The 14699-nt window shown below is 25.4% G+C and carries 9 protein-coding genes; all 9 read left to right on the top strand.

Going from position 1 to position 14699, the window contains the following annotated elements; genetic code table 4:
• The first annotated feature begins 194 nt into the window (after positions 1-194).
• The 9 genes from MENTO_RS01395 to MENTO_RS01435 all read left to right on the top strand — a co-directional run bounded on the left by MENTO_RS01395 (position 195) and on the right by MENTO_RS01435 (position 14699).
• Positions 195-5267 carry an ABC transporter permease gene (locus MENTO_RS01395; protein WP_167372671.1) on the top strand — a complete coding sequence of 1691 codons (5073 nt, stop codon included), beginning with the start codon at positions 195-197 and terminating at the stop codon, positions 5265-5267.
• 8 nt (positions 5268-5275) lie between these two features.
• Entirely contained in the window at positions 5276-5821 is a 546-nt protein-coding gene (locus tag MENTO_RS01400) for a DJ-1 family glyoxalase III (RefSeq protein ID WP_099651102.1), read from the top strand.
• Positions 5822-5865: 44 nt separating this feature from the next.
• A complete protein-coding gene (locus MENTO_RS01405; protein ID WP_167372672.1) occupies positions 5866-7674 on the top strand; it encodes a cysteine peptidase family C39 domain-containing protein in 1809 nt (602 codons plus the stop codon).
• A 32-nt stretch (positions 7675-7706) separates the two neighbouring features.
• Positions 7707-8216: an rRNA maturation RNase YbeY gene (ybeY, locus tag MENTO_RS01410; RefSeq protein WP_099651104.1), complete on the top strand. Its 510-nt coding sequence runs from the start codon at positions 7707-7709 to the stop codon at positions 8214-8216.
• Positions 8209-9114 carry a GTPase Era gene (gene era, locus MENTO_RS01415; protein ID WP_099651105.1) on the top strand — a complete coding sequence of 302 codons (906 nt, stop codon included), beginning with the start codon at positions 8209-8211 and terminating at the stop codon, positions 9112-9114. The genes ybeY and era overlap by 8 nt, the downstream gene beginning before the upstream one ends.
• Positions 9114-9917: a DNA repair protein RecO gene (gene recO / locus MENTO_RS01420; RefSeq protein ID WP_099651106.1), complete on the top strand. Its 804-nt coding sequence runs from the start codon at positions 9114-9116 to the stop codon at positions 9915-9917. The genes era and recO overlap by 1 nt, the downstream gene beginning before the upstream one ends.
• Positions 9918-10007: 90 nt before the next feature.
• Positions 10008-11363 (top strand): glycine--tRNA ligase, encoded by a 1356-nt coding sequence (locus MENTO_RS01425; RefSeq protein WP_099651107.1) that lies wholly within the window; start codon positions 10008-10010, stop codon positions 11361-11363.
• Positions 11364-11390: 27 nt separating this feature from the next.
• Positions 11391-13268 (top strand): DNA primase, encoded by a 1878-nt coding sequence (gene dnaG, locus MENTO_RS01430; protein WP_167372673.1) that lies wholly within the window; start codon positions 11391-11393, stop codon positions 13266-13268.
• Positions 13269-13283: 15 nt separating this feature from the next.
• Complete coding sequence (locus MENTO_RS01435) at positions 13284-14699, top strand: sigma-70 family RNA polymerase sigma factor (protein ID WP_099651109.1); 1416 nt, start codon at positions 13284-13286, stop codon at positions 14697-14699.

Here is a 14699-nt window from a genome sequence, read left to right on the forward strand (position 1 = left end):
AAATAAAACTTACCACTTTGGAATTTATCCAAAAAATTGGTAAGTTTTTTGCTATCATATTGTATAATTTTATTAAAAGAAATAAAGGCAATAATATGAGTAAAATAAAAAATAATTGGTTATTTTTTAAACAAAGTTTAAAATCCATATTTAAGTTTAGGATTCAATTCCTAAGTATTTTGTTATTGTCTTTTATGTCTATAGTAGTCTTAACAAGTTCACTTACAATAAAAGATAGACTTAATCATACTTATAATTCAGTTGTAGGAGATGTTAAGAAATTTGATTATCACATTTCTGATCAATTATCTTTCATTAAAAATCAACCTTCAACTAATAAAGTTTCAAAACAATTAATCCTTAGTTTTTTACCAATTGATTCAAGAACAATTGTCAATCAAGTAGAAACAGTGAACATTAACTTTAATTCAATATATGGAAGAACATTTATTACAGAAGCTTTTGAAAAAGATAACAGAATGCTAAATACTTTTATTTCAAATACTTACAATGAAGATTCAAGTAGCAATTGAAATGCTTTTACATCAAATGCATTTTTTTGAACAACAAGAATGTTATTATTGGAAAGTTTTTATACAGATTTAGATCTTTACTATAATCATAAAGACTCAAGTGTAGATTATTTAAATTATGTTCCTATTGTTAGTTATATAAACCAAATAGAAGATAAAAGCTTTATAGAACATGATTTAAATAATATAAAAATAAATCTTTCAACCAAAAAATTTAATGAGAATATAAATGAAAATAACACTGCTTTTGCCCTTAACGATTTAAATAATAATAATTGACAGATTAATGATATTATTGGAATTGAAAATAAGGATATCTACTTATATGCATCAAATGCTTTTTCAAGTGTGTTTGCTTTTATAAGAGATTTTTTAAATAATTCTATTTGAGGTTTTGCAAGAGAAAATAGAGGAAAAGCTATTTTTCAATTTTTAACAGGTCAGGATATTCTATACAACTGAAATCAATCAAATGTATCCGAAGAGTGAATAGTTAATGAGCAAAACAAATTGTATGATTCTGTAGTAACAGGAGATACAAAAGAAAAAAACTACATATATGTGGGAAATGATAATAGTTCTGGTGTTCATGCAGAAATTCAAAAAAGTGGTTTAAAAGGTAAATCAACCCCAATTATTGCATTCTATGATGAAGAAAATAAAATAACTAAAGCTTCATCTGAATATATCAATTTAAATCCCTTAAGTTTAAATTCAGATAGTTTAAATGATGATTGAAGTGGTAAGTTCAGTGCAATTAATAATTCCGACATGTCTGATTATTTTTTTGCTAATTTATTTTCGGAAAGAAATATTGAATGATTAACTTGAAGTCAAAACAGTTATTCATTATTTAGTGATAATAGTCCATGAACAAATAACATGTCAAATAATTATAGAATGTTTTTAAAAATTGCAGCATCATACTCAAATTTTGATATTGAATTTAGAAAAGAATTTAATGTATTTGACAATTTAAATCAAATACAATATAAAGCTGTCATACTTGATGAATATAATCACACTAACTTAAAAATATTAAATGAAAATGAAGGTGGTAGATTACCTTTAAGTCATGGGGAAGTATTAGTTTCTGAACAGTATGCAAAAGCGCATAAAATTAAGAATAATTCAGTCATTAAAATAGGCCCTCAAGTTTTAACCGTTGTAGGTGTTGCGACTGACACATTTTTTTACTATCCAATTGTTGATGAAAATGTGCCATTACCTCAATATAGAAACTCAGCAATTATATATGGTAGTGAAGAAACTTTATTTCCAATAGTTCAAAATTCACAATCAACTTCAAAAGAACAAATATCTAATACAAATATTAATTATTTTTTATGATCTAAAGATGATAATGTTCTAAAAAACTTTGAAACTTTTAAATCATTTACTCCGTTATCACAAAATGTTAAAACTTTTGATAAATCAAGTTACAGAATGAATTGAATCCTTCAACCATTAATAGTTTCAGGGTTATTAATAGCTATGATATCAATATCTGTTATTGTTGGTATCATATCATTATTAGGAGTTATAATTTATATTAAAAAAATGGTTAATGCAAATATAAAGCAAATAGCAATATTAAAAGCCATGGGAGTGAATTCGTTCTCAATAGCAAAATCATATGCTGTTATTGGTTTAATAATAACCTTCATTGTAATACCTGTTGGTTGAATAGTTGGAACATCAGTACAACTAATATTTATTAAAATGTTTGTTCCGTATTTTAGTGTACAAATTTCACAAATATCAATTTCAATTATTGCTTTATTAATTGGAATATTTGCATTTGGTTTTGCTGTAATTATTTTGTCTATTTTGTTTGCATACATTGAAACAAGAAAAGATGTTACTTTAATGCTGAACAAGGTTGGTAAAATAAAACAACAAGCTGCAATAATGAACTGAATAAATAGAGTTTTTGCAAATTCAAAATTTACTTTAAGATTCAGTTTAATTGTAAGTGCATCGGCAATTAGAAATACAGCAACAACAACATTTGTAATTTTTATTTCTTCTTTCTTGATTTTCTTTGGCCTATCGATTCCCGCTTTAGTTGAAACAACTAAAAATGGTTACTATAACCATTTGAACTATAACAACTATCATAGATTTGCAGAAAATGTTTATAACGCGCCGTTGTCGAAATCGACAATTAGTTATACTGAAGATTTAAAAACAATAGACAAGAATTTTAAATCTACAGCTTTAATGGATTATTATTCAAATCCAACATATAGTTATGATTCATCATTTGATGTTTCTCCATTATCTAAATATGTTTATTCAAAAAACCAAGATAATAATGGACAAATCACAAATACATTCAAATATATTGTTAATGATTCAAGTAATAATGCGATTTATTCAACAGATACAGAAGAAAATACTAATAATACAGGATTATTTCAATTAGTTACTGAACAATTTGGTAATAACTTTGCAAATGGTATAGGTTCACAATTTAGTGTTGGTATGATAGATCAAGCATTGAATGTTATTATGAATTCTTATTATGATGCGACTGCTTATGGCACAAATGCTTATTCAAGAATAAATAGTGACATGGATAACTTAAATAAGTTTAATATTATTACAAAAAACTTAACAGATGCAATACCGATCATACTTGGTGCTATCTTGGGTGGAGGTTCAGGAGAGTCAACAGGTAATTGAAAAGAAGATATTCTGTCAATTATTTTAAAAAATGTTCCTCCTTATGTAGAAAAATATTTACAAGATCCCTCACGTAAAGAACAATATGCTTTTGGATATAATGTTAAAAAAGTTACTAAAAATCAAGATTCATTAGCTACAAATATAAATGTTGATACTGAAAAATTTAAAAATATGAATTTTACAGGTATAAACCCAAATCAACAAGCATTTGAATTGGACAATGAAAAAATATTTGTAAGTGCTAAAACAGCAACTCAAATTGAAATGTTAATAAATAATCAATGAGATATGACAAAATCAATTTCAGAAAATGGTTTTGTCTATTATGATGCCCAAACAAAAACTTTAACAGTTCCTATAATGCCAAATAATCAAGCAAAAAATAAATATGGCTTATCAAATAACAAAATTTTACAAAATGAAGGTGTGTTTGGAAATCAATTAAAATTTAAATCAAAAAATGATAATCAATTTTTAAGTTTACCAAAACAAGCTTGAGTATATAATGATTCAGATTTCTTGAATTCAGATTACTTTAAAACTAATTTAAATCAAAAAGATAAAGATTCAAGCATTAAAAGTAATAGAACAGGTGTTATAAGTGATAAAAACTATTTAGATCCTGCAAATCTTGATAACAATAAATTTACTTATAAGATCCAATATACTGGTGAAAATGAAAACATATTATTAGATAATAATGCGTACATGTTTAATGATTTTGCTATTGATGACAATGAAAATGGTGTAAGTTATGTTAGACCATACTATCAGTACGAAAATATTGAGTTATATATCCCCGAAAATTTAATTGGCTCAGTTGATGAATGAGCTAACGTTTCAAGTAAACAACCAGATAAATCAAAATACTTTGAATCAAATATTAGTGGTGATAATATACCAGAAGATGTTAAACATGCTTGAGAAAGCATGTACTCATCAGCAAAAGATTCCAAGTATATTAAAATTAAACCTTATTCTTTAAGTTATAAAAAAACTGATTACAAAAACAAAGGTTTAGCAAACTTGTTAGAAAAAGAATCTAATTATGTTTGATATGCAAATGCCATGAGAGATAATTTATTTAAACAAGAAAATGATACTGTTAAGTATTTAAATTCAGATTTAAATATAGACTATAAAGTTGTAGGAACATTAAATTCTTATAATACAAGTCTAATATTAATGGATCAAAAGATGGCTAATATTCTTTCAAATTATTCTCTAGCAAAAAAACAAGATGTTAAAAATAATGTTTTTGAAGATACTCCAAAAGTTAAAGCAGGAGAAACTATAACAGATAATAATGGAAATCAAATTGTCAGTGAGTTTGATAGATATGAATTGCGCGATGATAATCAAGATATTTATTTAAATGATTGAACTAATATGTTATCAAAAGGTACAAACTCAACTCAATATACTCAATACATGTGAAGCAATACAAAATATTCAAATGTTGAAGAAACAATTGATTTAACAACAGGTATTTGACAAAGTGTTTCAGAAAATAATGGATTATTAATGTTAAGTCAATCACCAATTGGAAACATATCTCAAGCATATACAACAAGTGGAATTATCAGTTCTAAGCTTCTTTCAACAGAAAAAGAATTGATTAAGCAAATAACAAGTTTAGCTATTATTTTAGGTTCATTCTTTATCATAATCGTAATTATCACAGCATCTTTATTAATAATGTTAATCGGAGATATTTACATAGCTTCACTACAAAGGTTTATGATATTAATGAAGTCATTCGGATATTCAAATTGAAAAACGCAGAAATATTCATTTGGGGTAGTTAGTATCCTGGCAGTATTTGCTTGATTTATATCAACACTATTAGCAACTGCAGCAATGTCTTCAGTTTCAATAATATTAGCCTCATATGGGCTTGCCATACCAATGGCTCTAACTTGATGACCATTTATTGTTTCAGCTATTATTATAGGATTATCTTTCTTTGGAAGTTTATCTGTTATAACTAGAAAAATAAGAAAAGGTGATCCAGCTGGATTATTAAGTGAAACTCACGAATAGGAGAAGTTATGAAAAAAGTAGCAATTATTTTGCATAAAAATTTTGAAGAATCAGAAGCTATTGTAACAATAGATATATTGAGAAGATCTGAAATCATTGTAGATATATACAATCTTCAAGAAAAAGATTTTCAAGTAGGTTCTCATAATATAATTGTAAAAACAGAATATAAGGTTGAATCATTGAATTCAGATGATTATGATGGAATCGTTATACCTGGAGGACCCGGGGTAAATGATTTATTTGATAATGAAATATTATTAAATTTAATAAGAGATTTTAATAGTAGTAACAAAATGATTAGTGCCATATGTGCTGCACCACAAATCTTAGGTCAAGCTGGCATTATTGATGGTATTAAAATTGTAAAATTCCCTACTTCTAATAAATATTTAGAAAAAGCTTTTATTCAAGAAAAAGATAGTATTATAGACAAAAATATCGTTACAGGATCAAGTATTGGAACAGTAGTCCCATTTGCCTTAAATATAATAGAATATCTACAAGGGAAAGAACAAAAAGAAAAAATTAAACAACAACTTGTAATTATTTAACAAAATCACCTTACTAATACAGTGAGGTGATTTTTTTGAAGATAGTGAGACAAACCTCATATCAAGATTGTGGTGTAGCTTGCATAGCAATGATGATAAATCATTTTTATAAGTATGAAATAGATTTACAACAAGTTAAAAATTACTTATCAATTCATGATGATGAACTAAGTTTTTATGACATTATTGATTTAGCTAGTAATTTTTATTTGAAAGGAGATGCTTTTAAAGTAGACCAAGATTTTTTAGAACTAAAAAATAAAGTTCCCTTTTTAGCACAAGTAGTTAATTCTGATGGACTATTGCATTTTGTTATAGTCGAAAGTATTTTGCAAAATGATTTAATTATATTTGACCCTAGCAAAGAAAAAAAGACAAAGCAAAGTTTGCCTGAATTTTTAAAAAGTTTTAATGACAATGTAATAATTTTTAAATCTAATATTAAAGAATTTAATAACGACTTTAAATTTAATTTTAAAAAGTTTTTGAATATTTTCAATTTTGATTTTATTCTTTACTTAATAATAAACTTAATATCAACAATTTTATTTATTTTAGATACACAATTTTTGAAGATGTTTTCAAACTCATTATCTGAAAAAACACAAGACTTTTTGATTTACTTATTTCCACTAATTATTTTACTATTCAATATTCTATTCAAGAATATATCAATTCATATCATTAATATTAATTATAAAAAAAGAAAATATTCTTTATTGAAAAAATTTTCAAATCTAATTGAAACTACAAATTCAGAAGATTTATTTTATTTATATCAAGAAATAAAATGAGTATGTCAATATGAAAACTACAGTTTAAAAAGCAGCGTTTCATCACTTATTTCTGAAATAGTAAGTTTAATTTTTATTTATTTTATTATTAAAGAGTTGTTTTTAATAATACTTATATCCGACATTATTTATATATTTATAAATATTTGTATAAACAATTTTGTTAAAAAAGATAATTTAAGTTCTGATAAGGAATGATTTAATTTTTTAAGTAATATACAACACATAAAAAATATTTGTGCTGAATATGATGTATTAAATGAACTTATTAAACTAGAAGAAAAAGACAAATTAGCTAACTCAACACTTAATTGAATTGAAGTTTGAGATAAAGCTGGGTTAATATTAATTTATATTATTAGTTGGTCTTTATTAAAAAATGGCAATTTAGAGTTTTCATTTTTCTTTATAATTTTGTTATTAAAAAACTTTAGCAGAGTTAATATTTTTAATTTGGGTCAAACCATAATCTGAATAAAAAAATATAAAATAGCGATTATTAAATTTGAAAAGATTTTTATTGAAAATAATTACATTAACTTTAATGAAGATATAAACAATATTGAAATTTCAAGCACAGAAGAAAAAATAAAATTAATTAAAGGGCTAAACATAATAAATTCAAAAATTGATTTAGGTAATATAAATAAAACTAAAAATGACACAAATGTTAACGTCTACATAAATAATAAAAACATTAGTAATTTAAAAACATCTGATTTACGTAAACACATTTATTATTCAAAAAATTTTCAAATTAAATTTGGAACAATTTTTCAAAATATAACTTCATCAAATAAGCAAGGCATAAATATTTTTACTATTAAAGAAATTAATGACCTTTTAAATAAATATTCAATTAAAATAACTAAACTAGTTAAACCAGAAACTAATACTCAACTTGAAAAAGAAATAATTAAATTATTAAATGTGTTTTACATTAATAAAAAAGTAATATTGATTAAAAATGATTTTCAAATAATAAGTTTTGATGAAATAAAGTCCATTTTAGCTATCTTTACTAAATTAAGTGATGATAAATTTTTGATTTTGTCTTAAAATTAATATAATAAAGTAAAAAAAGGATAAGAATGATAAATATTGATTTTATAAATGAAACTGATTTAAAAGTAAAAGAATGAGAAGAATTAGCTATGCAGATAATTAAGTCAGGTTTTAAATATCTGAAACTAAAAAATAAAATAAATTTATCTATTACTTTTTTAGATAGCGAACCAGCTCAAAAATTAAATCAAGAATATAGAAACTATTCTTACATACCTGATGTAACTTCTTTTCCAATAGAAATGTCAGAACAAGAAATAAAAGCTTTGGGTTATCAAGAAATAGGAGACATCTTTATTTGTATTGAAGAAGCTGAAAGAAAAAGCATTAAGTATGAGCACTCTTTAAAAGAAGAAATGGGATTTTTATTCACTCATGGTTTTTTACACTTAATGGGTTATGATCATGAAGAAAATGAAAAAGATGAAGAAGAAATGTTTTTCATTCAAGATGAGATACTTAAAATGAATAAAATAAATTACACAATCAAATTTACAGAAGAAGATTACAAAGAAATAGAGGACAAAGATGAATAAAATTAAATCAGGATTTATATCTATAGTTGGTAGACCTAATGTTGGTAAATCAACTTTATTAAATAAAATAATAGGTCATAAGATTTCAATTGTTACAAATAAAGCTCAAACAACAAGAAATAATATAAGAGGTATTCTGACAGAAAAAGAATATCAATTAATATTTGTGGATACACCTGGGATACACACATCAAAAAATCAAATTGATAGATTTATGAATTCAAGTGCTATGAGAAGTATGAAAGAAGTAGATGTTGTTGTATTTATGGCACCAGCTGATGAAACAATAGGAAAAAATGATTTATTTATTTTAAATGAATTATCAAAAAAAAATGACATTAAAAAAATACTTGTTATTTCAAAAGCAGACGTTGTTAGCAAAGAAAAACTATTTTTAAAAGCAACTGAATGAAACACATACGAAAAAATCTTTGATGAAATAATTATTACTTCTTCAACTGAAAATATTAATATTGATAAATTAATAGAAACAATAGTTGGTTTTTTACCTGAAACAGGACATTATTTTTATGACGAAGATTCTATAACAGATCAACCTAATCGTTTTGCAATTAGAGAAATAATAAGAGAAAGTGTACTTTTAAAAGCTGGACAAGAAGTTCCTCACTCAGTTGCTATACTTGTTGATGAACTTGAAGAGACAGAAGATGAAATTAATATTGTTGCATCAATTATTGTTGAAAGAAAATCTCAAAAGGGAATTATTATAGGCCATCAAGGTAAAAAAATAAGTGATATTAAATATAAATCAAGAAAACAAATAAAAGAGCTTTTTGAAAAAGATGTGAACTTAGAATTATTTGTAAAAGTTCAAGAAAATTGAAGAAACTCTGCAAGTTTAATTAAGAAGATGGGATATGACAAGGATAAATACTAATGAGTGAAATAAAAATAAAAGCTGTTGTTTTAGATTCTTTTAATTATGAAGAAAATGACAAAATAATTACAGTTTACTCTAAAGAATTCGGTAAACTAAGCTTTATTGCGCTTGGAGCAAATAAACCTTCAAGTAAAAACAATTACTCACTTAATCTGTTTTCAGTAGCTAATTTTGAAATATTTAAGTCAAGAAAAGCTCAATCTATTTCAAAGTTAAAAACCGGAACACTAATAAATGACAATTTTAAAATAACTAAATCATACAATAACTATTTGTTTGCTAGTATTATATCTTCAGTCATTTTGCAAGAAGATTTATTTTACAATAAAGACCCTAAGTGGTTTGACATGCTTCAAGAAGCAATTAAGAACATTAATGACGAAATAAATCCCTTTTCAAATATGGTTTGATTCCTATTTTATTCGTTAAAAAACTTTGGTGGAAATTGAGAACTAAAAAAATGTTATAGATGTAATAAACCAAGTAAAATATACAGAAGATTTGATTTAAATAATTTTGGTCTTGTTTGTCCAAACTGTATTTATGAAAATGAAGAAGAACAAGACTTTGAGTTTATTAAGTATTTGCAAAGGATGGATAATAACACATTTTTCACAATACAAAAATTCTCTATAAACGTATCTTATGAAATAATTATCTCTAAATTAATCTTAGGATATTATTTAAATGAATTAGGAATATATTCATTCCCAATAAAAGAGATTTTAAAAAAAGAAGTATATAATGAAAACACGTTTTGAGAGTACTCTCATAGAGTGTTGACAAACAGTAGTATTTAAAGATAGAATAATTTATAATTGAAATAGTTTCATTGTCAGCCAATAGCTGACTTTTGTTATTTTTACATATAGACAATAAAGGAGAAAGATATGGAGAAATTAATTGCCCATTTAAAATCTCAAGGTTTTATTTTTCAGGGATCAGAAATTTATGGAGGACTAGCTAATTCATGAGACTATGGTCCATTAGGAGTAGAAGTTAAAAATAAATTGAAACAAGCTTGATGAAATCATTTTGTTAGAAAAAATCCTTACAACATTGGTTTGGATAGTTCAATCATTTTAAATTCAAGTGTTTGAAAAGCGAGTGGTCACATCGATGGTTTCAATGACCCATTAATTGATTGTAAAAAGTGCAACAGTAGATGAAGAGCCGATAAATTAATTGAAGAATTTAATTCTGAAATTAATGCTGGAGTTATGACTGAAAATCAAATGGAAGAATTTATAAAAGAACAAAATATTAAGTGCCCTAAATGTCAAGCATGTGATTTTACACAAATAAGAAAATTTGCATTGATGTTTAAAACTAATCAAGGTGTGCTTGAAGATGAATCATCAAGTGTTTATTTAAGACCTGAAACTGCTCAGGGTATTTTTATTAACTTTAAAAATGCACAAAGATCTTTAAGAAAAAAATTACCATTTGGAATTGGTCAAATTGGTAAATCATTTAGAAATGAAATTACACCAGGTAACTTTATTTTTAGAACTCGTGAATTTGAACAAATGGAATTAGAATTTTTCTTTAATCCATCTGACGAAAAAGATTGATTTTCATATTGATTAAATGAAGTTGAAATATTCTTACAAGACAAAGTTAAAATAAGCAAAGAAAATTATAGAGTTAGAAATCATGAAAAAGATGAACTAGCTCACTATTCAACAGCCACAAGCGACATTGAATTTAAGTTCCCGTTTGGTTGAGGTGAACTATGAGGTGTTGCTCATAGAGGAAGTTTTGATTTAAATGCTCATCAAGAAGCTTCTAAACAGGATTTAACTTATTTAGATCCAACAACTAACCAAAAAATCTTACCGCATGTGATAGAACCAAGCGTTGGTGTTGAAAGAATGATGCTAGCTATTCTATGGCAAGCTTATCATGAAGAAAATTTAGGTGAGGGAAACTCACGTGTAGTTATGAAATTACCTTACAATTTAGCTCCATATCAAATAGCTGTTATGCCATTGCAAAAACAACAAAATGATCAGGCTCAAGCTTTATATAATCAACTTTTAAATAATTTTGACGTTACATATGATGAAACTGGCAATGTTGGAAAAAGATACAGAAGACAAGATGCAATTGGAACACCTTTTGTTATTACTGTCGACTTTGATACTCCAGAAACAAATTCAGTCACTGTAAGAGAAAGAGATTCAATGGAACAAGTTCGTATTGATTTAAATGAACTTGAAACATATTTAAAACTTAAATTTTAATTCATATATTGAAAGGAAGTGATGTTCATGTTAATACCAAAAGAAGTTATTGACGATATTATTCAAAAATCCGATATAGTTTCTATTGTTAGTGAAAGAGTAACACTTTCTAAAAAAGGAAGAAATTTCTGAGGTTTATGTCCTTTTCACCAAGATCAAAATGCATCTATGTCAGTTTCACCCGAAAAAAAGTTTTTTAAATGTTTTTCGTGTCAAGTTTCAGGAACAGTTTTAGATTTTATTAAAGATTTTGATAACACAAGTTTTCAAGAAGCTGTTAAAAAATTAGCAGGTTTAATAAATTATGATTTATCTAAATTTGAAAGTAATGTACCTTTAAAACAAAATCAAGATGCAATTATTTACAAATTGAATGAGGAGTCATTAGCATTTTTTAAATTAAATTTAAGATCTAATGAAGCAAAACCTGCTGTTAAATATTTACATTCAAGAGATATAACAAATGAAGATATACTTTTTTTTGAAATTGGGTACTTGCCAAAAACAAAAAGTTTAGTTGAACATTTAATAAGTAAGGGATACAACATTTCAGATATTGTTGATGCTGGTTTAGGAACTTATAATGAAGAACATCAAAAATTGTATGATATTTTTGTAGATAGAATATTATTTCCTATTAGAAATGAAAATAAAGAATTAATTGGTTTCAGTGGAAGAATAATAGAAACAAATTCTGATAGACCAAAATATTTAAATACAAAAGAAACAAGGGTTTTTTCAAAAAGAAAAATTGCTTACAACTTTAGTGAAGCAATTAGAGCAGCACGAATTAAAAAAGAAATAATTGTTCTTGAAGGTTATATGGACGTAATAAGCTTACACAAAAATGGAATTGATAACGCAATTGCATTAATGGGAACTGCTTTATCTCAATATCATGTAAATTTATTTAAAACTATTAAAGGAACTGTAAAAATGTTCTTAGATGGTGATGAACCAGGAATAAAAGGGAATATCGAGGCTTCTCAAACATTAATTTTAAATAATCAAAAGGTTTTGATTGTAAATAATCCTACAAATAATGACCCTGATGAATTAATTAAACAAGGCAGAAAATCAGAACTTGAAAAAATGGTTGTTGAAGCTTTGAACCCACTTCAATATATAATTTCAAAACGTTGACCTAAAGTTGATTCAAAGGACTTTAATTCAGTTGAAGAATTTATGAAGGAAATATGTTCATTTGTTTTAAAATGTAATAACAATATATTATATGAGACTTCAGTTGAAGAACTTGAAAAAGTTACAGGTTTATCAAAAACTGCAATTATTAGTTTTTACAAAAAAATATCATTAAAACAAAATTTAAATGGTTTTAATAAAAAAGTAGACACAATCGAACGAAATTTAGAAATTAAACCTGAAGAAAAAAAAGACGGTAATACAAGCTTCAATGTTCTAACTTCTTTAAAAGCATATGAGTTAGCTGAAAAAACTATTTTATTTGATCTAATAAAATCAAATAAGAATTTAGATTTAGTTAAAGAGAAGATCAGAGAAGTTAAATTCCCACATAAAGAATTTGGAAGATTAATATCTAAAATCATTAATTCATATGAAGAAAACATAAATTATAATGAATCTCAAATTAAAGAAATTTTAACTCAAAGTTTTTCAGTAGAAACATTGGAAGAAATAAAAACATTTGAATTAGATCCCTTAATGTTTAGAATTAAGTCGAATATAAATACATCTAAGTTAATTGAAAATTCATTTGAGAAGCTTAAAATGTACTCCAACGAAAAAAAAATAAATGAAATTAATGAAATGCTAAAAGCAGAAAATTTAAGTAGAATTGATCGGGAAAATTTAATGGACATTCTATCCGAAAGAATAAAAAAAAGAGAAGAATGACTAGCAAATTTTAAAGATAAAAATAATTAGTGAAAGAGGAACAAAATGAAAAAATACATGGATAAAAAAGAAATAGCAAAAATTAAGACAATTGAAGATTTTTATGAATCAACAGTTGAATATGCTAAGCAAAATAATAACGAAATAACATCTGAAGAAGTTCAAATGAGTTTTAGTAAAATATTTGCAAATGCAACAGATAATGAATATGAAAAATTATTAGAAGACTTACAAGCAAAAGGCATTCAGTTTACAGATTTAGAAGATATTGATCTTGATGAAGAAATTGATCTTGATGAAGAAGTTGAAGAAGATGTAGAAGTTGCTGATGATGACGCTTATGCTGATGAATTAATTGGTGAAAGAAAAGGACCTGGTAGAAGACCAAAAGATGCTGGAACTACTAAATACAGAGTAGGTTCAATTTCAAATGAGACTAAAATTCAAGATTTAATTAAAACTTATTTTTCAACAATTGGACAAACAAAAATTTTAACAAAAGATCAAGAAATTGTTTATGCCAAATTGGCTAATTCTGAAGATCCAGAAGAAAGAAAAGAAGGAAGAGATATGTTAATCACTTCTAACTTAAAATTAGTTATTTCAGTAGCTAGAAAACATTTAAATAGAGGATTAGATTTTGCTGACTTAATTGAAGAAGGAAATATTGGTTTAATTAAAGCAGTTGATAAATTTGATTATGAAAAAGGATTTAAATTCTCAACTTATGCAACATGATGAATTCGTCAAGCAATTACAAGAGCTATTGCCGATCAAGCAAGAACAATTAGAATACCTGTGCATATGGTAGAAACAATCAACAAACTTTCAAGAATAGAAAGACAATTAACTCAGGAATTAGGTAGAGAACCTTCATCTAAAGAAGTTGCTGAAAGAATGGGTGGAGATATGACAGCTGAAAAAGTTGTTGAAATTAAAAAGATTGCTGTTGAGCCTGTTAGTTTAGAAAAGCCATTTGGTGATGAAGATGATACTCACTTTGGAGATTTTGTTGAAGATAAAGACATGATTTCTCCAACAGATTTTACAGAAAAAGAAATTCTAAGAGAAGTTATTGATAAAGTTTTTGAAGACATGCCAGCAAGAGAAGAAAAAGTCATTCGTATGAGATACGGAATAGTTCCAACTAAAGTTAGAACATTAATTAGATTAGCTGAAGAATGTAATGATGAAACTGCTCCAGAGTTAGCAAAAGCAATTAAAAAATTTGATATTCATTTAGAAACACCAGTTGAAAAAATTAGAACTGTTGATAGTAAAATAATTCAAGAACATTTATTAAAATATGAGGCATCAAAAACTTTAGAAGAAGTTGGAAAAGAATTAAATGTTACAAGAGAAAGAATTAGACAAATTGAAGCTAAAACAATTAGAAAATTAAAACAACCTGCTAATACTAATAAATCAGGTAAAGTTTTAAAAGAATTTTATAAAGGCTAA

This window comes from Mesoplasma entomophilum (assembly GCF_002804125.1).
Classification (GTDB): Bacteria; Bacillota_I; Bacilli_A; order Mycoplasmatales; family Mycoplasmataceae; genus Mesoplasma; species Mesoplasma entomophilum.